Origin of the sequence: Nocardia sp. NPDC023733 (assembly GCF_040639775.1) — a bacterium.
GTDB classification, from domain to species: Bacteria; Actinomycetota; Actinomycetes; order Mycobacteriales; family Mycobacteriaceae; genus Nocardia; species Nocardia rosealba.
This window is the reverse complement of record NZ_JBFAAN010000001.1, coordinates 2,183,388-2,204,689: the sequence shown is the minus strand read 5'-3', so window position 1 is coordinate 2,204,689 and position 21,302 is coordinate 2,183,388. Positions and strand designations below refer to the sequence as shown.

Below are 21,302 nucleotides of genomic sequence, written 5' to 3'. Positions count from 1 at the left end.
GTCACCACGGTTTTGCCTGTGCGGGTCACAGGAGTCGGCGCACTGCCTCCATGACGGCACGGCGGCGGTCGTCGATGGTCTCGGCTTCGGAAGCAGGCACACCGGCGGCATTGCCCGGATTCCAGGCGAGCGCGATGCTCAGGACCAGCGTCAGCAGTGTGCCGGGTGAGAAGCCGGAGCCGATGTTGTTCGTCTTCTGCACGGCGGCAAGCGCTTCCAGCTTCACCTCGCGCGCCGGCGTCGCGCCTGCGGGGTTCTGATCGCCGCGCTCGAGGCGGTGCCAGGTGGCGAGCCGGATGACCTCGGGATGGGCTCGGCAGTAGTCGAAGAGCCGCCCGGCGTACTCGGGGAGGTCGTCCGGGGTGAAGGGGACCGACTCGAGGCCGTGGGTGACGTGGGCATCGAAGACGGCGTCGAAGAGTTGATCTTTGCTGCAGAAATAGATGTAGATGAGGTTCTTGTTGGCTGCCGCGGCCTTGGCGATCCGGTCCACCCGTGCTCCGGCGATGCCGTATGCCGCGAACTCCTCGGTGGCCGCCTGGAGGATGCGTGCCTTGGTGGCCTCGGCGCGGGACATGGGGTCATCGTAGTTCTGTGGGTTGTCGGCGGTGTCATGCGATTCCGAAGTAGACCAGGACCGCATCCGAGGCGACCAGCAGCACGGTGCACCACACGGTGACTCCGGCCATCAACCAGCAGATGAGCCGCAGGCGAGGTATTCCCAGCGCGGCGCCGAGCAGGGCCGAGCCCCAGGTGCCGAAAAGGGCAGGCCCCAGTATTCCGAAGCCCGGGACGCCGAACCGGGCCAGGACGCGCCGTGCCCGTTGCCCTGCGGCGCCGGACAGCCGGCCCTTCGCCGCGTGATCTCGCACGTCGAGCGCGCCGATCGAAGCTGCTCCGTCGGTGCCCGCTGTCGAAATCCCCTGGAGCGCAGCTGATTTCCGGCGGGCACGCCAAGACTGCAAGATCAGCCTGGCACGCTCCACGGCGACGACCGCGAAGACGACGCAGCACCCCGCGCCCAGTAGCACCGCGAACAGGGCGATCGGACCGGACAGGGACAGCGAAAGGCCGACGGGGATCGCGGGGGTGCCCAAGGCGAACCCCGCGAGAAAGGTCCAAACGAATCGCATCACGTGGATTCCCTCCCTGTTGCCGCTCCTCGAGCGGCTCGACACCACTAAACTAACTAACTGGTTAGTATCTTGGCATGGAACACATCGACACGATGCTCGACGACCTGTCGACCGGTAAATATCTGCTGCTCACCACATTTCGCCGGGACGGCAGGCCCGTCCCCACCCCGGTCTTGGTGATGCGCGACGGAGAGACGCTGGCGGTGTGGAGCGCGGCGGACACCGGAAAGGTGAAGCGAATCCGCAACAGCGGACGGGTGACGGTCTGCTCCTGCGACTGGCGCGGCAAGCCACGCGGCGCCTCGGTGCCCGGCTTCGCCGAGGTGCTGTCTCCCGGCGCGAGTGCGCACTTCACCGGTCTGATGAAGCGCAAGTACGGGCTGGTCGCCCGGATCGGGCTGGCGGGCAGTGCGCTGCGCGGAGGCTCCGAGCGCATGGCGGGCATCCGGATCCGGCTAGCGGGGTGATCGGTGTGGATTCCGCGTATCGGCGGCCGCGACGAGGAGTTCTAGACTCGTCCCCATGTCAGGCGACACCGACCCCACGGACTCCTTCGACGCGGTGATCTCGGCGGCGGACGCGCCCGTCTGGATCGTCACCACCAGTGCGCACGGCCATCGCGCGGGCTGCCTCGTCGGGTTCGCCACGCAGGTGAGTATCGAGCCGCGCCGGTTCCTCGTCGGGTTGTCCAAGAGCAACCACACCTTCGAAACAGCGGCCACGGCAACACATCTCGCCGTACATCTGATCGGGGCGCAGCATTTCGAGGTAGCCAGGCTGTTCGCCACCACGACCGGGGACGACACCGACAAATTCGCCAGATGTGACTGGGAGACCGGCCCGCACGAGCTGCCGATCCTCACCAGCGCGGCCGGCTGGTTCGCGGGGGAGATCCTCGAACGCATCGACGTCGGCGACCACCTCGGCGTGCTGCTCGCACCCGTCGCGGCCGAAGCGCCGTCCACCGGCCACGCGATCCTGCACCTGAGCGCGGTCGCCGACCTGAAGCCGGGCCACCCCGCCTGAACACGGCGACGGCCCGGAACCATGATGGTTCCGGGCCGTCGCCGGGGATCAGCGCAGGTCGAACCGGTCGTTGTCGACCACCTTGACCCAGGCGTCGACGAAGTCCTGCACGAACTTCTCGCCCGCGTCGCTCTGGGCGTACACCTCCGACACCGCGCGCAGCACCGAATGCGAGCCGAACACGAGGTCGTTGGCCGTGGCCGTCCAGCGCTTGGCTCCGGTCTTGCGATCGAAGCCCTCGTAGACGTTCTCACCCGACTCCGCAGGCTTCCACTCCGTGTTCTGGTCCAGCAGATTCACGAAGAAGTCGGTGGACAGCACGCCCGGGCGATCGGTGAACACACCGTGTGAGCTGCCACCGTGGTTGGCGCCGAGCGCACGCAAGCCGCCGACCAGCACCGTCATCTGCGGTGCGGTCACATCGAGCATGTACGCGCGGTCGAGCAGCAGACGCTCGAGCGGCGCCTTCTCACCCGGACGCACGTAGTTGCGGAAACCGTCGGCGCGCGGCTCGAGCACGGCGAACGACTCGACGTCGGTGGACTCCTGGGTGGCGTCGGTGCGTCCCGGGTGGAACGGAACCGTCACCGTGTGACCGGCGTCCTGCGCGGCCTTCTCGACGGCCGCGGAACCCGCGAGGACGATCAGGTCGGCCAGCGAGATCTTCTTGCCACCGGTGGCCGAGGCGTTGAAGTCCTGCTGGATGCGCTCGAGCACCTCGAGCACCTTGGCCAGCTCGGCCGGCTCGTTGATCTCCCAGTCGCGCTGCGGTTCCAGCCGGATGCGGGCACCGTTGGCGCCGCCGCGCTTGTCGGTGCTGCGGAAGCTGGCCGCCGACGCCCACGCCGTCTTGACCAGCTGGGCGACGGTGAGGCCGGAGTCGAGCACGGTGCGCTTGAGCGCCGCGACGTCGTTGTCGTCGACCAGTTCGTGGTCGACGGCCGGGACCGGGTCCTGCCACAGCTGCGGCTCGGCCACCCACGGGCCGAGGTAGCGGCTCAGCGGACCCATGTCGCGGTGCAGCAGCTTGTACCAGGCCTTGGCGAAGGCCTCGGCCAGCTCCTCGGGGTGATCGAGCCAGCGGCGGGTGATCTCACCGTAGATCGGGTCCTCGCGCAGGGCCAGGTCGGTGGTGAGCATGGTCGGCGTGCGGGCCGGACCGCCGAACGGATCGGGGATGAGTCCTTCGCCCGCACCGTCTTTCGGCTTCCACTGCCACGCGCCGGCGGGGCTCTTGGTGAGTTCCCACTCGAAGCCGTACAGGTTCTTCAGGAAGCCGTTGCTCCACTGGGTGGGTGTCGCGGTCCAGACCACCTCGAGCCCACTGGTGATGGCGTCCTTGCCCTTGCCGGTGCCGAAGGAGCTCTTCCAGCCGAGACCCTGCTGTTCGATCGGGGCGGCCTCGGGCTCGGGACCAACCAGGCTCGCGTCACCCGCGCCGTGGGTCTTGCCGAAGCTGTGCCCGCCGACGATCAGCGCCGCTGTCTCCTCGTCGTTCATCGCCATCCGACCGAAGGTCTCGCGGATGTCGCGGGCCGCCGCTACCGGGTCGGGCCTGCCGTTGGGGCCTTCCGGATTCACATAGATCAGGCCCATCTGCACCGCACCGAGCGGCCCGGAGAGCTCGCGGTCACCGCTGTAGCGTTCGTCGCCGAGCCAGGTGTCTTCCGGGCCCCAGAACATCTCTTCGGGCTCCCAGATATCGGGGCGGCCGAAGCCGAAACCGAAGGTCTTGAAGCCCATCGACTCCAGTGCGACATTGCCCGTGAAAACCAGGAGGTCGGCCCAGGAGATCTTGTTGCCGTACTTCTGCTTCACCGGCCACAGCAGCCTGCGCGCCTTGTCGAGATTGGCGTTGTCGGGCCAGCTGTTGAGCGGGGCGAAACGCTGCGCGCCCTGCCCGCCGCCACCGCGGCCGTCGGCGATCCGGTAGGTGCCGGCCGAATGCCAGCTCATCCGGATGAACAGGCCGCCGTAGTTGCCGTAGTCGGCGGGCCACCAGTCCTGGGAATCGGTGAGGACCGCGGCGATGTCGGCCTTGAGCGCTTCGACGTCGAGCTTGGCGAATTCCTTGGCGTAGTCGAAGTCCTCGCCGAGCGGGTTGGACTTCGACGAGTGCGCGTGCAGGACCGAGACGTCGATCTGCTCGGGCCACCAGTCCTGATTGGTCAGCGGGCGATGCGCCTTGGGCTCGGGCGAGGGGATCGCGGGGTTCTCGCTCTCGCTGGCGCTCGAGGTTTCGGTGTCAGGAGTGGGTGGGCGGCTATCGGAGGTCACGATATTCCTTCCTGGACGGGTGGTGCGGACTACTCGTTAGGGATGGACGGTGCGTGCACGCAGTCGGGGCACAGGCCCCAGTAGATGACCTCGGCTTCATCGATGGCGAAGCCGTGGTCGTCGGCCGCGGTGAGACAGGGTGCTTCGCCGACCTGGCAGTCGACGTCGAAGATCGCCCCGCAGTCCCGGCAGATGAGGTGGTGATGGTTGTCGCCGACGCGCGACTCGTATCGAGCGACCAGACCGCGTGGCTGGATGCAGCGCAGCAGTCCGGCGCCGGTCAGGGTGCGCAGCGAGTCGTACACGGCCTGGTGGGAGACACCGGGCAGCCGTGCGCGCACCGCCCGGATCACCGAATCGGTATCGGCATGCGGATGTTCGTGGACGGCGCCGAGCACCGCGACACGCGGAGCCGTGACGCGCAGTGAAACTCCCCGCAGCATCTGCTGGAATTCCTGGTCCGTCGGCACGCCACGAAGTCTTCCCCGTTTTCTTGAATCAGTCAAGTATTAGTTCCGGGTCAGGTTCGTGAGAACACCGCGACGAGGAAGTCGGAGTCGTCGCGAAAGGGACGTAGATCCCAGGTGGAAAGTAGGAGATCGGTTGTGAGACCGGCTTTTTCGGTGTCGTCGAGGAAATCGGCGAACTCGTAACCGCGCTCGGCGCCGAAGCCGGTGATCAGGCGGCCCGCGGGTGCGAGATGGCGGGCGAACCCCTCGAGCACCGCGATCCGGGTGGACGGCGCGAGGAAGGTGAGCACATTGCCCGCGCAGACGATGGCGTCGAAATCGCGGGTGGGCAGATCCAGTTCGGCGAGGTCGCCGACGAGCCAGGTGGGGCCGGGGTGATCGGCGCGCGCGGCGTCGATGAGCACCGGGTCCACATCGACACCGACCACCGTGTGTCCCGCGTCGTGTAGGTAGCCGCCGATCCGGCCGGGTCCGCAGCCCGCGTCGAGCACGCGCGCGCCACGTCCGAGCATGGCGTCGACCAGCCGCGCCTCACCGACGATGTCGGTGCCCTCGGCCGCGAGGGTGCGGAATCGTTGCACGTACCTCGCCGAATGCGACGGGTCGGCGGCGACGATCTCCTCCCACTGACTGGGCGTGCGGTCCTTCGATGCGCTCATGATCGACTCCTCCTGCGGCCGACCCTAGCGCGATTCACGGACTAGGCGCGGAGATCTCCGGGAAATGGCCTGCTGGTGAGGCTGTGATAGAGCATGCTGAGGTCGAGGGCGTCACCGGCGGCGGTTTTGGGCTCGGCGGCTCGATCGACCTGGCGGTGCAGCGCTTCCATCTTCTCGTCGAGCTGGTTGGCCGCCTCGGCTGCCTGGGCGAGGTCGCTGCGCAGGTTCGGCGGCACCTCACCCCGGTATTTGTAGTAGATCTTGTGCTCGAGGCTGGCCCAGAAATCCATGGCGATGGTGCGGATCTGGATCTCCACCGGAACCCGCTGGGTGTGCCCGGCGCGAAACACCGGGATCGACACGATCAGGTGCAGGCTCTGGTACCCGTTGGGTTTGCGGTGGGTGATGTAGTCGCGTTCCTCGAGCACGGTGATGTCGGCCTGGCTGACCAGCAGATCCCGGATGGTGGCGATATCGGAGATGAAGCTGCACACCACCCGCACCCCGGCGATGTCGAGCACGTTCTCGCGGATGGCGGCCAGGTTCATCGCGTAGTTCTTGCGCCGCACCTTCTCGAGCACGCTCTCGGGCGACTTCAGCCGCGAGCCGACGTGCTCGATGGGGTTGTAGGCGTGGGTGTTGTTGAAGTCCTCACGCAGGATGTTGATCTTGGTGGTGACCTCGTCGATCGCGAACTTGTACCCGAGCATGAAGTCGACGAACTGGTCACGCAGCGCGCGCACGTCGTCGACATCGACCAGTTGCCCGTTGGATGCCGAGCCGGTGCCGGGTTGCCAGGGTTTCACCCCGACCATTGTGCCCGTTACGTCGCCGACGGCGCCGCGGGGGCGTCACAGCCCCGGTTCGTCCTCGTCGAGCCGATGGTGGTTGAGCTGGGCGAATCCCCACGCTGCCAGAGCGGTGAAGCAGGCGATGTAGAGCATGTAGGCGGTGAGCACGAGCACGATGCCGTAGTCGTGCATCCAGTGCCCGAGGGGGAACACCGCGAGTGCGCCGAGAGCGAGCATCACCACCGAGGTGCCGAGTGCGGGCAGTGCGAGAGGGGTGAGATCGGTGCGTTCGGGTTCCGGCGCGGGCGTGGGTTCCGGGGGAGCGATCTCGGGGCAGCGGTCGGGTTGTGCGTCGGTGATCATCGAGAATTCCTCGCGTTCGGGCTCGAAATATCAACGGGGGCAGCGGGAGTGGGGCGAGTCGGCGGCGACGCGCGAAGATCGTCACCCGGCGACGGGCGGTGATCCGTCATGTATTCGGTCCTGCGGACGGATGGGATGGGACCGATCCGCGTGTCGCAATTTTCCAGCTAAATCGTGTCGCCGAGCGTGGAAGCAGTGGTCTCATGGCATGGAGTGCTCGGTAGCGTTCGTACGCGCGACCGCTCCAGCAATGTTTTGGCACACCGGTACCGTTTGCGGCGCGGTCGGCGGGGTAGGGCCACGGCATGACCGAACCAGACGACACCTACGACCCGCCCCAGGACACCGGCGCGCCCGACTCGGTCGAAACCGATCCGGCCGCGCTCAACAGCAGTGAGGACCTCGACGAGGACCGTCTGCGCGAAGACCCGCTGGAAGCGGGCATGGACCCGCCCGAGCACTGGACCGGCGTCACGAAATACGGCATGACACCGGCCGAAGAGGCCACCCCGCGTGGGCTCGACGAACGCCTGGCCGAGGAGGAACCCGATGTGGTTCCCGGTTCCGCGCCACAGGCGGCCGGGTCGTCCTCGGTCGAACTCGATCAGGACGGCAACGAGGTCGCTCCGCGGGTCGGCTACGAAGAGGAGCTCGGCATCGCCGCCGACGTGGCCGGTGGTTCCGTGCCCGACGAGATCCGCAGGCCGGAACCGCCGGAGTGATTCGGACCGTTCAGCTGCCCGCGTATTTCGCGGCGTAGAGCGCCTGATCGGCGCGGGTGAGCAGGTGGTCGGGCCCCTGTCCCGCAAGCGTGACGAGGACCGCGCCGATGCTCACCGTCACGTCGATGCTCACGGTGTCGACGGTGACCGGGGTGCTGAGCGCCTTGTGCAGTGCGGCGACCAGCCGGTCGAGGAGGTCCTGGTCGGCCGGTGGCTCGGCCAGGACGACGAACTCGTCGCCGCCGGTACGCGCCAGTACGCACCCGTGTGCGGCGGCCGCCGACTCCAGCCTGTTCGACACGGCGGCGAGCAATTTGTCGCCGACGATGTGGCCGAACGAGTCGTTGACCTCTTTGAAGTTGTCCAGATCCAGCGCGCACACCCCGGCCCTCGCCTCCGGAGCCGACTCATCGACCACGGTATGCAGCCGGTCGAGCAGGTACCGCCGGTTCGGCAGGGCGGTGAGCGGGTCGTGCATCGCCTGCCACTGCAATTGCTCTGTGGTCGTGCGTCTTTCGGTGATGTCCTCGCCGAAGCCGAGCAGGTACCGGCGTTCGCCGTCGGCCGAGGCGCAACGGGTGACGGTCCAGGAGGTCCACACCATCGACCCGTCCTGGCGGGGGAATCGGCCTTCGATCTGGATGCTGCCGGTCGCCGAGTCGTCGAGGGCGCGCATCACCCGCTCGCGCACCTCGGTCTGCCGGTCGGCCGGGAACATGGTGAAACCGGTCGTGCTGCGCAGCTCGGCCAGATCGCGGCCGATGAGCCGTTCGAAGGCCGGGTTCGCGTCGAGGATCATGCCGTTCTCGTCGCCGATGGAGATGCCGATCGAGGAGTGGCGGAAGGCCATCTCATAGCCCTCGGCATGCGGTGGCCCGGCGCACAGGGCGCGCGCGAAACCGGTGCCGAATCCGCCGAGCAGCGCGTCGCCGAGGGCGAGATCGCGCGGTGTCGCCGATTCGGCGACCGCACGTAGTACCGGAACCGACGCGGCGATGACGGACGGGTCGGTGAGGCCGAGGTCGGCTATCGCTCGTGCGGCTCGTTCAGCCGCCTCGAACGCGGACTCGGGCGGTGCCTCGCCGAGCTCGGTGACTATGCGGCGGACCCCGTCGGCGAGCGCCTCCCGCGAGACCGGACCGAGCTCGGCCAGGCGCCGAGCCCACTCGTCTGCGTGGTCGTCGAGGTTCATAGCGAAGCCGGTTCCAGGTGTGCGGCGCCATTGCCGCGGCCGATGCGGTCGGTGGTGATCATGCCACGTCGGGCCCGGAAAGCGGCCGCTCGGCCGCACTGATCCGGTGCGGCGGCGGTCAGGTGCGCTCAGCTGTCGAAGTGAACATCCAGCAATCGCTCGCTCGCGCGCAGATGCTCGGCCATGGTGACGAGCAGGTCGATCGAGTCGCGGGACAGACCGATCGTCTGCACGAGGAACAGGCGTGGCCGGTCGAGCTGCAAGCGTGCGAGCAGAGTGCTGTCGTCGACGCTCGACCCGTTCAGGTCGCGGACGAAGAAGTAGTCAGGTTCCACCTGGAAGTAATCGGCCAGTGCGGCAACGGTTCTCCACGAAGGGTTGCTGCGGCCGCCCGACCGTAGCTGCGACAGATACGGTGCCGAAATGCGATGCCCCGCCGCCTGCAACGAGCGTGCGACCTGGCGGTTGGTGCACCGGTCCGCGACCTGCTCGGGTGGATTGCGGAAGAGCTCGTTGAGGCGGGTAGCGAAGTGCGACACGGCGATTCCTCGACATCAGGTTGGTCAGAAGACCATCTTCTGTCGCTCGCTGTGTCGCTGGCAATAGCGCCAGCTAACTTGTGGCTTCCATCACGAAATTCGGCCGGGACGTTTGTTTCACGGCGAAATGCGGTGGCCTGCCTCAGTAGGCGAGGGGTGGGCCGGCTGCCGGACCGGCCCACCCCGAGGTGGAAGAGCGACGTGACATTCGAGGCGTTGTCGCCGTGGCGGGGGTCCGCGCTGTGTCGGCGGGGTCATGACGCGCCTCCTCGCAGGGCAGCGTCCGGACAGGTCAGGCGTTGATGGCCTGGCGCTGGTGTCCGTTGGAGTGTGCGATCTCGATCTTGCGCGGCTTGGCCTTCTCGGCCACCGGGATCGTCAGGCGCAGCACACCGTCGGTGTATTCGGCGCGGACGCTGTCGGTGTCGAGGCCTTCGCCGAGGAACAGCTGGCGGCTGAATACCCCGCGCGGGCGCTCCGCGGCGATCATCTCGCGGCTCGAGTCGAGTTCGGGTCGCGACGCTCGCACGGTGACAACGTTGCGTTCGATATCCAGGTCGAGCGAGCCCGGGTCGATGCCGGGAAGGTCGAATTCGACGACGAACTCGTCGCCCTCACGCCAGGCGTCCATCGGCATCACCGTCGGCCGGGCCGCGGTGCCGAGCACCTGCTGCGTGAAACGGTCCAGATCGCGGAAAGGATCGGTACGCATCAGCATGGTCGCCACCTCCAACTCACTCCATTTCTCTCTCGTAGGTCAGGTAACCTATGCCATGTGGCATAGATTTGTTTTAGCACTCTCGGCATGAGAGTGCAAGGGAGGAGTGAGATGTCGCTGGATCCGCACGCGGGATCCCCGCTACCCGACCCGGCGCAGGCCGTGTTCGGGATCTCGGTGACAGCAGAACTGACAGGGGTCGGTGTGCAGACGCTGAGGCTCTACGAGCGGCACGGGCTGCTCACCCCGGCGCGTAGCGACGGCGGTACCCGGCGCTACAGCAGCAACGACCTGGCGCGCCTGCAGCGCATCGTCGCGCTCGCCGCCGCGGGGGTGAACATCGCCGGGATCGGTCGCATCCTCGAGCTCGAGGACGCCAACGCCGTCCTTCGTGCTCGTCTGCGCGGCGAGCTACCCCCGGACTAGCGCCTGCCCGACGGTCGATTCCTGTGGGTGAGCATGGGGTCGCGCGGGAAGTGTCGTGAATCTTCCAATGACTTCGGTTAACGGTTTTTCCAGGTGAGGGCGGGTCCTAGGTTTCAGGGCGGCTGTCCGGCCGAATTTCGCCTGCGAAAGACCGAGTGTGCGTGTGACGAGTTGGCTGCCGATCCTGCGATCGGTGCTGGTGATCGCCCTGATGACCGGGGCCGTCATCGCCCTGCGCGGTCGGGTTCCCGGGGTCGTCTCGGTGGCGGGGGAGCGGCCCTCCGCGCTGACGGTCGCGGTGATGCCGGTGCTGTTGCTCGTCTCGGTGGTGATTCTGGCGGCCGGGGTCCTGATCAGTCAGCACCGCTTGCCGTTGGCGATGCCGCAGATCGAGACTGGTGGCGGGCTGCCACGGTTGCGGGTCGGACGGCTGTCGGTCCTCCTTCCGGTCGCCGTCGGCGCCTCGGCGCTGGTGTTCGCGGGTGGGATCGTCGCCCTGTTCCTGCTGCCCGGCGCGAAAACCGAGCAGACGCCGCCCGAGGACGCGCCGATACGCGACCGTCCGACCTCGCTCGATGCCACTGCTCCCGAATCGCCTTTCAGCACACCGGATCTGAGTGGTCTCACCCTCGTGGTCGCGACCGCGCTCGCCCTGCTGCTCGTGGCGATCGCGATGGTCGGGTTGGCCGCGGCGTTCGGTTCCGCGCGCCGCGTCCCCGACCACGTCCCCCCGCCCGACACCGAACTGCCCGCGCCCGAAGTGGATTCGCTCACCCGGGCCGCCGAAATGGGTCTGGCCGCCATGATCGCCCCCGGCCAGGACACCCGCGAGGCCATCATCGCCTGCTACGCCGCCATGGAACGCGGCCTGTCCGCCGACCGCGCCGCCGCCCCCCTCATCTCCGACACCCCCAACGAGGTCCTGGCCCGCGCCTTCACCACCGGCGTCCTACAGGACTCCTCCGCCCACGAACTCGTCACCCTCTTCGAAGAAGCCAGATTCAGCCCCCACGACATGCTCGGCTGGCAACGCATCCGCGCCGAACAATCCCTGCGCGCAGTCCTCGCCGACCTCCAACGCCGCACCGCCGAACTCGTCGCCTAGCGACCGGCGAGGTGGGGACGCGCGCCGCGTCTTTGCTACGGTGGCGGTGTGTGCTGGAGCACACCTGTTCGGGTAGCAGCTGGTGGCGGGCCCGTTGGGGCGTGCCGCGGTGGTCGGTGGTGAGGTCGGTGTCCCACGACGAGAGGCCGTTCGATGCGTGCGCAGATCAGTTTGACCGTGGACGGGCATACGCGGGAGGTCGGTGTCGATACGCGGGCCACGTTGCTCGACGTCCTGCGTGAACAGCTCGGTGTGACATCTCCGAAGAAGGGGTGCGATCACGGGCAGTGCGGGTCGTGCACGGTGTTGCTCGACGGGCGTCGTGCCACGCTGTGTCTGGCGCTGGCCGTGGCGCACGACGGGGCGACCATCGTGACCGCCGACGGGCTCGCCGACGGCGACGACCTGCATCCGGTGCAGCAGGCTTTTCTCGAGCACGACGGTTTCCAGTGCGGTTACTGCACACCGGGCCAGATCTGCTCGGCTGTCGGCATGCTCGAGGAGGTGAAGGCGGGCGCCCCCAGCCATGTCACCGCCGACCTCACCGGTCCGGTCGAACTCACCGACGACGAGATCCGGGAGCGGATGAGCGGCAACCTGTGCCGGTGCGGTGCGTACCCGCATATCGTCGCCGCGATCACGGAGGCCGCCCGATGAGGGACTTCGGCTACGAACGGGCGATCGGGCCCGAGCAGGCGGTGGCGACGATGCTCGCCGAGCCGGACGCCGTATTCCTCGGCGCCGGAACCAATCTCGTCGATCACCTCAAGCTCGGCATCACCGCGCCCGGCCTGCTGGTCGACGTGAGCAGGCTGCCGTTCGACGACATCACCGAACGCCCGGACGGTGGCGTGCGGGTCGGGGCGACGGTGCGCAATGCCGACCTCGCGGCCCACCCGATCATCCGCGCCCGCTACCCGATGCTCTCGGCCGCGCTGCTCGCAGGCGCGTCACCCCAGCTGCGCAATCTGGCGACCACAGCGGGAAACCTGCTGCAACGCACCCGCTGCCCGTACTTCCAGGACGTGACGACGCCGTGCAACAAACGCACGCCCGGCAGCGGTTGTTCGGCGATCGGCGGATACGATCGCGACCAAGCCGTGCTCGGTGCCTCGGACCAGTGCATCGCCACCCACCCCTCCGACATGGCGGTGGCCATGACCGCGCTGGACGCGACGGTCCGGGTACTCGGCGCCGACGGTGAACGCGAGATCCCGCTGGTCGACCTGCACCGACTGCCCGGTGCCGAGCCCGAACGCGACACCGTGCTCGCCCACGGAGACCTCATCACCGCCGTCGACCTGCCCGCCCTGGATTGGGCGGCCAACTCCACCTACCGCAAGGTGCGCGATCGGGCGTCGTACGCCTTCGCACTGGTTTCCGTAGCCGCGGCCGTCGATATCGCCGACGGGCAGGTTCGCGATTGCCGCATCGCGTTCGGCGGTGTCGCGCACAAACCCTGGCGCGCCCACGCCGCCGAAGCCGCGCTGCGCGGTCGCCCCGCCACCGAGACGAGCTTCGCCGAGGCCGCCGACGCCGAACTCGCGGCCGCACGTCCACAACGGCACAACGCCTTCAAGATCCCACTGGCACGCAAAGTCCTCGTCGCGACCTTGCGTGACCTGACCGAGCAGGGGGCGCGATGACATCCGCGATCGGCAGTTCCCCGACCCGTGTCGACGGACCGGCCAAACTGCGCGGCCGGGCGCCGTATGCGATGGAACATCCACTCCGGGATGCCTTGCACGCCTTCCCGATTCAGGCCACCATCGCATGCGGCCGGATCGGCGCGATCGATACCCGCGAGGCCGAGACGATGGACGGTGTCGTCGCGGTGCTCACCCATCTCAACGCCCCACGGCTGGCCGACGACGACAACGAACTGTTCATCCTGCAGAACGACGAGGTCGCCTTCCGTGGTCAGCTGATCGGGGTGGTTGTCGCCACCAGCCCCGAGGTCGCGCGCGAGGCGGCCACACGGGTACGGGTGAGCTACGACGAGAGCCTCGCCGACGTGGTCTTCGACGCCGACCGCGACGACCTGTACGCACCCGAGGACGTGAGCGGCGGCTTCGCCACCGACACCACGATCGGCGATGTCGAGCATGCGCTCGAGCTGGCCCCGGTGACGGTCGACCACACCTACACCACCGCGATGGTGCACAACAATCCGATGGAACCGCACGCCACCATCGCGCACTGGACCGAGGACGGGCTGGTCCTCTACGACTCCACCCAGGGCCCGCACGTGGTGCGCTCCACGCTGGCGCCGCTGTTCGGGCTGGAACCCGAACAGGTGCATGTCATCGCACCGTATGTGGGCGGTGGATTCGGGTCGAAGGGCGAACCGCACGCCAATATCGTGCTTGCGGCCATGGCTGCGCGGTTCACCGGCGGCAAACCCTTGAAACTGGCACTCACCCGCCAGCAGTTGTTCTCCCTCGCCGGGTACCGCACTCCGAGCGTGCAGCGGATCCGGCTCGGCGCCCATCACGACGGGACCTTGACGGCACTGAGTCACGATGTGGTCCAACAGGTTTCGAAGGTCAAGGAATTCGCCGAACAGACCGCGATCGTGTCGCGGGTGATGTACGCGGCCGGTACCCGTGCCACCACCCACCGGTTCGCGGCGCTGGACGTGCCGGTGTCGTCGTGGATGCGGGCGCCGGGACACTGCCCCGGGATGTACGCGGCCGAAACGGCGATGGACGAGCTGGCCGTCGCGCTCGGCATGGACCCGATCGCGCTGCGGATCCACAACGAACCCGAGGTCGACCCGGAATCGGGGCGCCCGTTCTCCAGTCGTGGGCTGGTCGAGTGCCTTCAGGTGGGGGCGCGGCGATTCGGGTGGGCCGACCGCGATCCGGCGCCGAGAGCGCAGCGGGACGGACGTTGGCTGGTCGGTTCGGGCGTCGCGGCGGCCACCTATCCGGCCGATGTGAATCCGGGCAACAGCGCCCGGGTGCGTTTCACCGGCGGACGTTACGAGGTGGCCATCGACGCCATGGACATCGGCACCGGCACCTGGACGACACTCGGCCAGATCGCCGCCGATGCCCTCGGTGTCACCGTCGACCGCATCGACCTGCGCATCGGCGATTCCCGGCTGCCCGCCGGAACCGTCGCGGGTGGTTCGAGCGGCATGGCGTCGTGGGGATCGGCGGTGGTCGCCGCTGCCGAGGACTTCCGCCGCCGCTACGGCGACGACCCGGCCGACGGTGCAGAGACGACGGTGGAAACGTCGAAAGACCCGGCGCGCGAAAACTTCTCGACCCACGCGTTCGGCGCGCATTTCGTCGAGGTGCGGGTCGATACCGACACCGCCGAGATCCGGGTGCCCCGGGTGGTGAGTGTGTTCGGCGCGGGCCGCATCATCAACCCGCGCATGGCCCGCTCGCAGTTCATCGGTGGCATCACCATGGGCATCGGCATGGCCCTGCACGAGGAGAGTGTCTTCGACACCCGTTTCGGCGAGGTCGTCAACCACGACTTCGCCGGCTACCACATTCCGGTCAACGCCGACATCGGCGAGATCGACGTCAGCTGGATCGACGAACACGACCCGCACGTGAATCCCATGGGCAGCAAGGGAATCGGGGAGATCGGCATCGTCGGGTCGGCGGCGGCCGTCGGCAACGCGATCTACCACGCCACCGGAGTCCGCGTCCGCCATGTTCCCATCCATCTCGAGGACCTCCTCGACGCCGTCTGAGCCCATCGCCTAGATTCGCCGGATGACCTCCACCGCCCTGTACTGCGGCACGCGCTGGGACGAGCAGGGGCGATGGTGCTACGAATTGCTGCGCGCGGACGGCACCGTCGACCTGCTGCCCGGCCTCGGCACCCGGCTCGCGTTCCGGGTCACCGAAGGCCGCTACTGCCTCGGCTACCGTGCGTTCGGCGGCGAACCCGGGCGCCGGACCTGCCCGTACGAGGCGCGGATCGACACCGGCCACCAGTGCGAACGGTGCCGGATCCGGGAGGGATGGTCGGTGGTGCACAGTCATCGCGGTCCGCTCGCCACCCTGCCCGAACAGGTGCGCGATTACATGGCCCGCCCGCACCACCTCTACATCGCGTACTTCGGTGACGGGATGGCCAAGGTCGGGACGGCCTCGGCGGTGCGCAGGCACCGTCGCCTGTTCGAACAGGGCGCGCTGGCCGCCCGCTTCATCACCGATTCGCCCGACGGGTTGCGTGTGCGCGAACTCGAGCGGGTGGTGACCGAGCGGGCCGGGCTCCGGCAATCGGTGCCGGGCGTGACCAAGACACGGATCCTCGCCCGCCCCCTGCGGCCGTGGGCGGCGGTGGAAGAAGGGGTGGCCGAGGCTGCCGCGCACGCGGCGAGCGCCCTGCCCGACGACATCGTCCGCACCGATATCGCCTGGTCCGGTGGCCGCGACTTCTACACGACCATCCAGGCCAGCGGACGATTCCCCGATCCGATCGAAATCACCACCGCGGCAGGTGAATACGTATTCGACGCGGTGGCCGCCCACGGCCACACCCTCGCCTGCCGCGATCCGGCGGGCGCCGCTGAACTGGTGTTGGTCAACGACTCCCGCCTCGTCGGGCGCCGGATCGAACTCGATCCGGCGATCAGCGTCACCCCGGAACCGGCGCAGACCAGCCTGTTCTGAGGTGCCGGATCAGGCGGTGACGGGGGTCCACTGCTCGGCCGGCGGCCGGCCGGGCAGCGGCTTGCCGATGAGAGCGAGCGGGACGAAGAAGTTCACCTGCCCGACCGCCATGGCGAGTGTGGCCAGCGCCGTCTCGTCGTAATGCTTCGCGGCGGCGGTGTAGAGCTCGTCGGTGACCCGTTCGCCGTGCGTACCCGGGATCAGGACGGCCTCGGTGAGCGCGAGTGCGGCCCGTTCGGGTTCGGTGAACGACGGTGCGTCACGCCAGGTGGCAACGGCGGTGATGCGGTCCTCGGATTCCCGTGCGGCGCGCAGGTTTCCGGTGTGCAGGGCCGTCAGATACGTGCTGCCGACGATCTGGCCCGCGCGCAACTGGATCAGGCTGATGGTCGAGCGGGGCACAGCCCCGTTGCCGACGGCTTTGAACAGTGCGGCGCCGACCTCGGCGAGGGCGGGGACGAGCTGCTGGGGGTTGGGCAGGCGGGAACGGTCGGACATGATGGTTTCCTTTCCGGTGGGTGTGATTCTCAGGCGATGCGGGTTCGGGAGCCGGTGAGGGAGCGCAGGGCCGCGGTGGTGGATCCACCGGTGGGCAGCCAGGCGCGGGCGGCGAAGGTGGCGGCGGTGAAGAACAGGGGCATGGCCCATTTGTCGGGTCCGTCGCCGACGGCCAGGTGCGAGGCCGCCGCACCGCCGTAGACGAAGACCAGTCCGGCATAGGCCCATTCCTTCGTGCGCGGGTGGCCGGGCGTGAGGATGGTGGCCAGCGCGGCCGTTTTCGCGACACCGAGGACGGTGGCGAAGTACATCGGGTAGCCGAGATGGTCGAAGGATTCGCGCACGTAGGAGATCCGGGCGAGATCCCAGTACGCGCCGACGGCGGTTTCGGCGAGGACTGCGGCAACGGGCACCCAGCGTGCGAATTTCGCGATGCGGGTCAGGCGAGTGGTCATGAGTGGGTTCTCCTGTGTGGGAAGGTCGATCGGTCAGGCTGCGGCCGCGACGTGGGTCGCGGCCCGGTGGAGGACGGCGGCGAGCCGGGCGTTCTCGGGGGCGTTGAAGGCGAAGGCGGCGCGACGGCGGGTGTAGCCGTAGGTCAAGCCGCTGTGCGGGTCGGCGAACCCGTCCGATCCGGCGGAACCGGTGTGCCCGATGGCGTAGGCGCCGAGGAACGGAGTGAGCAGGCTCTTGGCTTCGAAACCGAGCGCGTACGGTGCGCTGTCACCGCGCACCAGGTCGCGACCGCCGGAGTGGATGGTGGACACCGTCGCGATGGTCTCCAGCGACAGCAGTGGTTCGCGTCCGTCGATCCCGGTGGTGGCCGCCGCGTACATCGCCGCGATACCCGCCGCGCTGCCGACCCCGCCCGCCGAGGCCTGTCCGAGCCTGCGCACGGCGCTGTCGTTGGGCAGCGCCATCACATCGGCGGCGGTGAAGCCGTGGGCATTGAGGTTGTAGGCGATGCCCGCGATGCTGTGCGGCGCAGGCGAATTCGCGGCGAAGGCCGCCTCGGCCTCCGGTGTGGTGCGCCAGGGCAGAATCGGCAGGTAGCGGTGCTCCAGTTCGACGGGCAGACCGAGATGGAGGTCGAGGTCGAAGGGTGCGCGGATGCGCTGCTCGAACAGTTCCCGCACCGTGGCGCCGGTGATGGCACGCACCACCTCGCCGACGACGGCGTAGGTGACGAACCCACCGTATCCGTGCACGGTGCCCGGCTCGAAGTAGGGTCGCTGCCCGACGAGCCGTTCGGCGATCACCCGGTCGTCGGCCAGTTCCGCGACGGTGAAGCCACCGTCGACCCCGACCACGCCCGAGCGGTGAACCAGCATGTCGCGCACCGTGATCCGCTCCTTGCCCGACCGGGCGAACCGCGGCCAGTAGTCGGCGACGGGCCGGTCGACATCGAGCACACCGTCCTGGATCAGCAGCGCGATCACCAGGGCGGCGGCGCCCTTGCTGGTGGAATGCAACCCGGTCAGCGTTGTACCGGACACCTCGGACCCGGACCAGAGGTCGACCACCCGGCGACCACGCACGAACGCTGCCAACTGTGCGCCCGGGTCACCCTCCTCGGCCACCACGGCGGCGAATTCGGCCCGCACCTGTTCGTATCCTTCGGCGACGAAGCCGTGCACCTCGACCATGACGTTCTCCTTTCGGCCGCAGCTTCCTGCCGCGGCGGATCGTGTTCTGACGCACTGACGTAAGCCACGGGCAGAACGTGACCCGGTCGTGGAAAAACGCTGGTCACGGCACTACGGTCACACTCGGCGTCCCGCTTTCGTCATAGCGGTGGGACGACATCGAGGAGGACCCGTGCAGAACGCACAGTTGCTGGCCGAACAGTTCGAGGACAACCGCGCCCACCTGCGGGCGGTCGCCTACCGGATGCTCGGCTCGCTCACCGAGGCCGACGACGCGGTGCAGGAGGCCTGGCTGCGCCTGGCCCGCACCGACACCGCCGAGGTGGACAACCTCGGTGGCTGGCTCACCACCGTCGTCGGACGGGTCTGCCTCGACATGCTGCGCTCACGGAAGAGTCGCGGCGAAGAACCGCTCGACAACGATCACCTGCCCGATCCGGTGATCACGAGCGAGACCGCCGCCGACCCGGAACAGGAAGTGGTGCTCGCCGATTCGATCGGCATGGCCCTGCTGGTCGTACTCGAATCACTGCGTCCCGCCGAACGGCTCGCCTTCGTACTGCACGACATGTTCGCCATGCCCTACGACCAGATCGCTCCCATCGTCGACCGCACGCCACAGACGGTGAAGAAACTGGCCAGCCAGGCGCGCCGCCGAGTACAGGGCGCAACGCCGGGCCCCGACCCGGATGTCGCGCGCAGGCGCCGCGTCGTCGACGCCTTCCTCACCGCCGCGCGTGGTGGCGATTTCGACGAACTGCTCCGCCTGCTCGACCCCGAGGTGGTGTTGCGGGCCGACGCGGGCGAAGCGATGCGGGTGATCCGGGGTGCCGCCGCGGTCGCGGGCCAGGCCGAGACGTTCCGGCGCATGGCCACCCTGTGCACCGTGTACCCGGCCCTGGTCGACGGCCGCTGCGGGCTGGTGAACACCGTGGACGGCGATCCGTTCTCGGTCATCGGCTTCACCGTTGTCGACGACCGGATCACCGCAATCGACATCCTGTCCGACCGGCAGCGGCTGGCCGGTCTCGATCTGTCGCCCGTTCTCGGATAGCTCCGTTCAGGCCGTGGCCAGCTGGGCGCGCAGGGTGTCCAACCCCATGCCGCCCAGCTTCAGGGCACGGGTGTGGAAGTGCTTCAGGTCGAATTCCGCGCCCGCGCGGCGCCGGGCGTCGTCGCGGGCCGCGAGCCAGGCTTGTTCGCCGAGTTTGTAGGCGGCGGCTTGGCCGGGCCAGCCCAGGTAGCGGTCGATCTCGTCGCGGGCGGTTGCGGCGTCTTTGAGAGTTCTCGTGAGCAGGAATTCCCGGCCGAGGTCCGGGGTCCAGCGTCGGCCGTCGTGGAAACCGGTGCCCGGCGGGATCGGCAGCTCGAGGTGCATGCCGATGTCGAGGACGACACGGGCCGCGCGGAAGAGCTGTTCGGAGAGCATGCCGAACAAGGCGCCGTCGTCGTCGAGAAAGCCCAATTCCTGCATGAGACGCTCGGCGTAGAGCGCCCATCCTTCGCCGTGCCCGTCCACGAACGACATGAGGCGCTGGAACCTGTTGAGCGACTTCGCCTCCCGCACGGCAGTGGCGACCTGGAGGTGATGACCCGGCGCACCCTCGTGGTAGACGGTGCTGATCTCCCGCCAGGTGCTGAACCGCTCCCGGCCCGCTTCCACCGACCACCACATACGGCCGGGCCTGCTGAAATCCTCGCTCGGGCCGAGGTAGTAGGCACCGACTCCGCCACCCGGCGGCGCGATCCGGCAGTCCAGGGCCATCAGTTCGTCGGGAATCTCGAAGTGTTCGCCGCGCAACGCGTTCAGTGCCCCATCGGATGTTTCCTGCAACCAGCCGGCCAGGGCGGCGTGCCCGTGCAGGTGGTACCGGGGGTCGGCGTCGAGGACCGCGGCAGCTTCGGCGAGGGAGGCGCCCGGTGCGATCCGGTCGGCCACGGTCGTCATCTCGTCATGGATGCGCCCGAATTCCGCCCATTCCCCAGGCGTATGCCGCATGCGGGTCGATCTCGGCGCCGGTGAAGTGCCGCGACCACAGCCGGTAGGTGTCCGCGCCCACCGCGTCGGCCCGGGGAGCGTGTGGGGCGAGTTCGGTCCGCAGGAACCCGGCGAGCTCACCCGATGCCCGGTCGGCGGCCGCGGCGACACCGGACAGATCCGGGGCGCCCGGCACGTGGGCGGCGGGCGCGGCGAAGGCGGTGAAGAACCCGGCTGCCCACGTCTCGACCTGTCCGGCCGTGCCGAGGACCTGCCGCAGCGCCGCGCCACGACCCTGCTGCTGTGCGGTGAGCAGGGAATCACGCATGCCTGCCACACACTCCGGAACCCCGGCGAGGCGATCACCGATCACGGCCCAGTCCTCGGCGGTGGCGTCGGCCATCACGTCGAACGCCATGCGCAGATCCTGGACCGGCGAGGCGATGACATTCAGGGCGCCGAGCCGCAGCCCCGCATCGTGCAGTTCGACCTCGAGGCCGATGCGTTCGGCGAACACCTCCGCCGCCCCCCGCTCGTCGTCGGCGGGCGTGGTCGAGGCAATGGCATGTGCGGCCCGGCGGGCGAGTTCGGCGCGGGCTTCGTACCCGGCGGGGGAGTAGTCGGTGAGCCGATCGTCGTGGCCGGTGATGCCGAGCAGGGTCGCTGTCACCGGGTCCGCGGCGGCGAAATCGTCCACATACCGGTCGCAGATCGGGTGCACCCGGGAATCGGCGCGCACGCTGTCAGCTGTCGATGGGACGGTTGTCGAGCGCCTCGCGCAGATCGGCGTTGATCCGATGGGCTTCGGCGAGCTGGTCTTCGAGAATCACGATGCGACAGGACGATTCGAGGGTGTTGCCGGCGTCGACGAGTTCGCGTACTCGCGCGGCGATGCGCAGCTGATACCGGGAGTAGCGGCGATGGCCGCCCGCGGAGCGCTGTGGAGTCAGCAGTTCGGCGGCGTCGAGGGCGCGCAGGAACGATTGGGTGACGCCGAGGATTTCGGCAGCTCGACCCATGCTGTAGGCGGGGTAGTCGTCGTCTTCGAGTCGGTCGGCGGCACTGATGCCGTCGTGGGTGTTCACGTGCTGCACTGCGCCTCTCGGTCGATACCGG

26 protein-coding genes are annotated in these 21,302 nt (G+C 68.5%); 10 read left to right on the top strand and 16 right to left on the bottom strand.

Annotated features, from left to right (window positions below):
• Nucleotides 1-25: 25 nt before the first annotated feature.
• Both AB0F86_RS10240 and AB0F86_RS10235 read right to left on the bottom strand, forming a co-directional pair.
• A complete protein-coding gene (locus tag AB0F86_RS10240; protein WP_356983366.1) occupies nucleotides 26-577 on the bottom strand; it encodes a TetR family transcriptional regulator in 552 nt (183 codons plus the stop codon).
• A 34-nt stretch (nucleotides 578-611) separates the two neighbouring features.
• Complete coding sequence (locus tag AB0F86_RS10235; RefSeq protein WP_356983364.1) at nucleotides 612-1,133, bottom strand: hypothetical protein; 522 nt, start codon at nucleotides 1,131-1,133, stop codon at nucleotides 612-614.
• A gap of 77 nt (nucleotides 1,134-1,210) precedes the next feature.
• On the opposite strand from AB0F86_RS10235, the gene AB0F86_RS10230 reads away from it, so the two are divergent.
• Nucleotides 1,211-1,603 carry a PPOX class F420-dependent oxidoreductase gene (locus AB0F86_RS10230; RefSeq protein WP_356983363.1) on the top strand — a complete coding sequence of 131 codons (393 nt, stop codon included), beginning with the start codon at nucleotides 1,211-1,213 and terminating at the stop codon, nucleotides 1,601-1,603.
• A 55-nt stretch (nucleotides 1,604-1,658) separates the two neighbouring features.
• Nucleotides 1,659-2,162 carry a flavin reductase family protein gene (locus AB0F86_RS10225; RefSeq protein WP_356983361.1) on the top strand — a complete coding sequence of 168 codons (504 nt, stop codon included), beginning with the start codon at nucleotides 1,659-1,661 and terminating at the stop codon, nucleotides 2,160-2,162.
• A gap of 48 nt (nucleotides 2,163-2,210) precedes the next feature.
• Here AB0F86_RS10225 and katG read toward each other — a convergent pair whose 3' ends face one another.
• The 5 genes from katG to AB0F86_RS10200 are packed head-to-tail and all read right to left on the bottom strand — an operon-like array spanning nucleotide 2,211 to nucleotide 6,722.
• Nucleotides 2,211-4,439 carry a catalase/peroxidase HPI gene (gene katG, locus AB0F86_RS10220; RefSeq protein ID WP_181697333.1) on the bottom strand — a complete coding sequence of 743 codons (2,229 nt, stop codon included), beginning with the start codon at nucleotides 4,437-4,439 and terminating at the stop codon, nucleotides 2,211-2,213.
• Between the two features lie 29 nt (nucleotides 4,440-4,468).
• Nucleotides 4,469-4,909, bottom strand: coding sequence for a Fur family transcriptional regulator (locus tag AB0F86_RS10215; RefSeq protein ID WP_356983359.1), 441 nt, complete (start codon nucleotides 4,907-4,909; stop codon nucleotides 4,469-4,471).
• A 50-nt stretch (nucleotides 4,910-4,959) separates the two neighbouring features.
• On the bottom strand, nucleotides 4,960-5,568 hold the full coding sequence (locus tag AB0F86_RS10210) for a methyltransferase domain-containing protein (protein WP_356983358.1): 609 nt from the start codon (nucleotides 5,566-5,568) through the stop codon (nucleotides 4,960-4,962).
• 41 nt (nucleotides 5,569-5,609) lie between these two features.
• The gene (locus AB0F86_RS10205; RefSeq protein WP_181697335.1) at nucleotides 5,610-6,383 is read right to left on the bottom strand and encodes a GTP pyrophosphokinase family protein; all 774 of its coding nucleotides are present in this window, start codon (nucleotides 6,381-6,383) and stop codon (nucleotides 5,610-5,612) included.
• Nucleotides 6,384-6,419: 36 nt separating this feature from the next.
• Nucleotides 6,420-6,722 carry a hypothetical protein gene (locus AB0F86_RS10200; protein WP_181697336.1) on the bottom strand — a complete coding sequence of 101 codons (303 nt, stop codon included), beginning with the start codon at nucleotides 6,720-6,722 and terminating at the stop codon, nucleotides 6,420-6,422.
• A gap of 305 nt (nucleotides 6,723-7,027) precedes the next feature.
• Between AB0F86_RS10200 and AB0F86_RS10195 the strand changes: the two genes are divergently transcribed.
• Nucleotides 7,028-7,444 (top strand): hypothetical protein, encoded by a 417-nt coding sequence (locus AB0F86_RS10195; protein ID WP_181697337.1) that lies wholly within the window; start codon nucleotides 7,028-7,030, stop codon nucleotides 7,442-7,444.
• A 10-nt stretch (nucleotides 7,445-7,454) separates the two neighbouring features.
• On the opposite strand, the gene AB0F86_RS10190 is transcribed toward AB0F86_RS10195, so the two are convergent.
• The 3 genes from AB0F86_RS10190 to AB0F86_RS10180 all read right to left on the bottom strand — a co-directional run bounded on the left by AB0F86_RS10190 (nucleotide 7,455) and on the right by AB0F86_RS10180 (nucleotide 9,893).
• Nucleotides 7,455-8,636 (bottom strand): sensor domain-containing diguanylate cyclase, encoded by a 1,182-nt coding sequence (locus tag AB0F86_RS10190; protein WP_356983356.1) that lies wholly within the window; start codon nucleotides 8,634-8,636, stop codon nucleotides 7,455-7,457.
• Between the two features lie 128 nt (nucleotides 8,637-8,764).
• Complete coding sequence (locus AB0F86_RS10185; RefSeq protein WP_181697339.1) at nucleotides 8,765-9,175, bottom strand: helix-turn-helix domain-containing protein; 411 nt, start codon at nucleotides 9,173-9,175, stop codon at nucleotides 8,765-8,767.
• 292 nt (nucleotides 9,176-9,467) lie between these two features.
• Nucleotides 9,468-9,893 (bottom strand): HSP20 family small heat-shock protein, encoded by a 426-nt coding sequence (locus AB0F86_RS10180; RefSeq protein ID WP_181697340.1) that lies wholly within the window; start codon nucleotides 9,891-9,893, stop codon nucleotides 9,468-9,470.
• A gap of 111 nt (nucleotides 9,894-10,004) precedes the next feature.
• On the opposite strand from AB0F86_RS10180, the gene AB0F86_RS10175 reads away from it, so the two are divergent.
• From AB0F86_RS10175 to AB0F86_RS10150, 6 genes are all read left to right on the top strand, one after another.
• Nucleotides 10,005-10,319 carry a MerR family transcriptional regulator gene (locus AB0F86_RS10175; RefSeq protein WP_181697341.1) on the top strand — a complete coding sequence of 105 codons (315 nt, stop codon included), beginning with the start codon at nucleotides 10,005-10,007 and terminating at the stop codon, nucleotides 10,317-10,319.
• Between the two features lie 157 nt (nucleotides 10,320-10,476).
• Nucleotides 10,477-11,424: a DUF4129 domain-containing protein gene (locus AB0F86_RS10170; RefSeq protein ID WP_225279493.1), complete on the top strand. Its 948-nt coding sequence runs from the start codon at nucleotides 10,477-10,479 to the stop codon at nucleotides 11,422-11,424.
• A gap of 153 nt (nucleotides 11,425-11,577) precedes the next feature.
• Complete coding sequence (locus AB0F86_RS10165) at nucleotides 11,578-12,081, top strand: 2Fe-2S iron-sulfur cluster-binding protein (protein WP_181697344.1); 504 nt, start codon at nucleotides 11,578-11,580, stop codon at nucleotides 12,079-12,081.
• Nucleotides 12,078-13,070: a xanthine dehydrogenase family protein subunit M gene (locus tag AB0F86_RS10160; RefSeq protein ID WP_356983354.1), complete on the top strand. Its 993-nt coding sequence runs from the start codon at nucleotides 12,078-12,080 to the stop codon at nucleotides 13,068-13,070. Before AB0F86_RS10165 ends, AB0F86_RS10160 begins: the two co-directional genes overlap by 4 nt.
• On the top strand, nucleotides 13,067-15,136 hold the full coding sequence (locus AB0F86_RS10155) for a xanthine dehydrogenase family protein molybdopterin-binding subunit (RefSeq protein ID WP_356983352.1): 2,070 nt from the start codon (nucleotides 13,067-13,069) through the stop codon (nucleotides 15,134-15,136). The genes AB0F86_RS10160 and AB0F86_RS10155 overlap by 4 nt, the downstream gene beginning before the upstream one ends.
• Nucleotides 15,137-15,158: 22 nt before the next feature.
• Nucleotides 15,159-16,064 (top strand): hypothetical protein, encoded by a 906-nt coding sequence (locus AB0F86_RS10150; protein WP_356983350.1) that lies wholly within the window; start codon nucleotides 15,159-15,161, stop codon nucleotides 16,062-16,064.
• A gap of 9 nt (nucleotides 16,065-16,073) precedes the next feature.
• Here AB0F86_RS10150 and AB0F86_RS10145 read toward each other — a convergent pair whose 3' ends face one another.
• The 3 genes from AB0F86_RS10145 to AB0F86_RS10135 are packed head-to-tail and all read right to left on the bottom strand — an operon-like array spanning nucleotide 16,074 to nucleotide 18,208.
• A complete protein-coding gene (locus tag AB0F86_RS10145; RefSeq protein WP_356983349.1) occupies nucleotides 16,074-16,562 on the bottom strand; it encodes a carboxymuconolactone decarboxylase family protein in 489 nt (162 codons plus the stop codon).
• 29 nt (nucleotides 16,563-16,591) lie between these two features.
• Nucleotides 16,592-17,017, bottom strand: a complete 426-nt coding sequence (locus AB0F86_RS10140) for a DoxX family protein (RefSeq protein ID WP_225279498.1) — start codon at nucleotides 17,015-17,017, stop codon at nucleotides 16,592-16,594.
• A 33-nt stretch (nucleotides 17,018-17,050) separates the two neighbouring features.
• Nucleotides 17,051-18,208 (bottom strand): serine hydrolase domain-containing protein, encoded by a 1,158-nt coding sequence (locus AB0F86_RS10135; RefSeq protein ID WP_356983346.1) that lies wholly within the window; start codon nucleotides 18,206-18,208, stop codon nucleotides 17,051-17,053.
• Between the two features lie 172 nt (nucleotides 18,209-18,380).
• Here AB0F86_RS10135 and AB0F86_RS10130 point away from each other — a divergent pair, with 172 nt between their 5' ends.
• Nucleotides 18,381-19,262 carry a sigma-70 family RNA polymerase sigma factor gene (locus AB0F86_RS10130; RefSeq protein ID WP_356983345.1) on the top strand — a complete coding sequence of 294 codons (882 nt, stop codon included), beginning with the start codon at nucleotides 18,381-18,383 and terminating at the stop codon, nucleotides 19,260-19,262.
• Nucleotides 19,263-19,268: 6 nt separating this feature from the next.
• Here AB0F86_RS10130 and AB0F86_RS10125 read toward each other — a convergent pair whose 3' ends face one another.
• Genes AB0F86_RS10125 through AB0F86_RS10115 form a run of 3 tightly spaced genes read right to left on the bottom strand, consistent with a single transcriptional unit; the run spans nucleotide 19,269 to nucleotide 21,205 of the window.
• Nucleotides 19,269-20,156 carry a DUF885 domain-containing protein gene (locus AB0F86_RS10125; RefSeq protein ID WP_356983343.1) on the bottom strand — a complete coding sequence of 296 codons (888 nt, stop codon included), beginning with the start codon at nucleotides 20,154-20,156 and terminating at the stop codon, nucleotides 19,269-19,271.
• Between the two features lie 4 nt (nucleotides 20,157-20,160).
• Nucleotides 20,161-20,925 carry a DUF885 family protein gene (locus AB0F86_RS10120; protein WP_356983341.1) on the bottom strand — a complete coding sequence of 255 codons (765 nt, stop codon included), beginning with the start codon at nucleotides 20,923-20,925 and terminating at the stop codon, nucleotides 20,161-20,163.
• A gap of 4 nt (nucleotides 20,926-20,929) precedes the next feature.
• The gene (locus AB0F86_RS10115) at nucleotides 20,930-21,205 is read right to left on the bottom strand and encodes a MerR family transcriptional regulator (protein ID WP_225280319.1); all 276 of its coding nucleotides are present in this window, start codon (nucleotides 21,203-21,205) and stop codon (nucleotides 20,930-20,932) included.
• Nucleotides 21,206-21,302: the final 97 nt, after the last annotated feature.

Bases quoted from the DNA above. Each gene is read 5' to 3' on its own strand.
- AB0F86_RS10180 (WP_181697340.1), bottom strand. From the start codon at position 9,893: ATGCTGATGCGTACCGATCCTTTCCGCGATCTGGACCGTTTCACGCAG.
- AB0F86_RS10230 (WP_356983363.1), top strand. From the start codon at position 1,211: ATGGAACACATCGACACGATGCTCGACGACCTGTCGACCGGTAAATAT.
- AB0F86_RS10225 (WP_356983361.1), top strand. From the start codon at position 1,659: ATGTCAGGCGACACCGACCCCACGGACTCCTTCGACGCGGTGATCTCG.
- AB0F86_RS10140 (WP_225279498.1), bottom strand. From the start codon at position 17,017: ATGACCACTCGCCTGACCCGCATCGCGAAATTCGCACGCTGGGTGCCC.
- AB0F86_RS10145 (WP_356983349.1), bottom strand. From the start codon at position 16,562: ATGTCCGACCGTTCCCGCCTGCCCAACCCCCAGCAGCTCGTCCCCGCC.
- AB0F86_RS10240 (WP_356983366.1), bottom strand. From the start codon at position 577: ATGTCCCGCGCCGAGGCCACCAAGGCACGCATCCTCCAGGCGGCCACC.
- AB0F86_RS10165 (WP_181697344.1), top strand. From the start codon at position 11,578: ATGCGTGCGCAGATCAGTTTGACCGTGGACGGGCATACGCGGGAGGTC.
- AB0F86_RS10210 (WP_356983358.1), bottom strand. From the start codon at position 5,568: ATGAGCGCATCGAAGGACCGCACGCCCAGTCAGTGGGAGGAGATCGTC.
- AB0F86_RS10160 (WP_356983354.1), top strand. From the start codon at position 12,078: ATGAGGGACTTCGGCTACGAACGGGCGATCGGGCCCGAGCAGGCGGTG.
- AB0F86_RS10115 (WP_225280319.1), bottom strand. From the start codon at position 21,205: ATGGGTCGAGCTGCCGAAATCCTCGGCGTCACCCAATCGTTCCTGCGC.
- AB0F86_RS10190 (WP_356983356.1), bottom strand. From the start codon at position 8,636: ATGAACCTCGACGACCACGCAGACGAGTGGGCTCGGCGCCTGGCCGAG.
- AB0F86_RS10150 (WP_356983350.1), top strand. From the start codon at position 15,159: ATGACCTCCACCGCCCTGTACTGCGGCACGCGCTGGGACGAGCAGGGG.
- AB0F86_RS10155 (WP_356983352.1), top strand. From the start codon at position 13,067: ATGACATCCGCGATCGGCAGTTCCCCGACCCGTGTCGACGGACCGGCC.
- AB0F86_RS10175 (WP_181697341.1), top strand. From the start codon at position 10,005: ATGTCGCTGGATCCGCACGCGGGATCCCCGCTACCCGACCCGGCGCAG.
- AB0F86_RS10125 (WP_356983343.1), bottom strand. From the start codon at position 20,156: ATGACGACCGTGGCCGACCGGATCGCACCGGGCGCCTCCCTCGCCGAA.
- AB0F86_RS10135 (WP_356983346.1), bottom strand. From the start codon at position 18,208: ATGGTCGAGGTGCACGGCTTCGTCGCCGAAGGATACGAACAGGTGCGG.
- AB0F86_RS10195 (WP_181697337.1), top strand. From the start codon at position 7,028: ATGACCGAACCAGACGACACCTACGACCCGCCCCAGGACACCGGCGCG.
- AB0F86_RS10200 (WP_181697336.1), bottom strand. From the start codon at position 6,722: ATGATCACCGACGCACAACCCGACCGCTGCCCCGAGATCGCTCCCCCG.
- AB0F86_RS10235 (WP_356983364.1), bottom strand. From the start codon at position 1,133: ATGCGATTCGTTTGGACCTTTCTCGCGGGGTTCGCCTTGGGCACCCCC.
- AB0F86_RS10205 (WP_181697335.1), bottom strand. From the start codon at position 6,383: ATGGTCGGGGTGAAACCCTGGCAACCCGGCACCGGCTCGGCATCCAAC.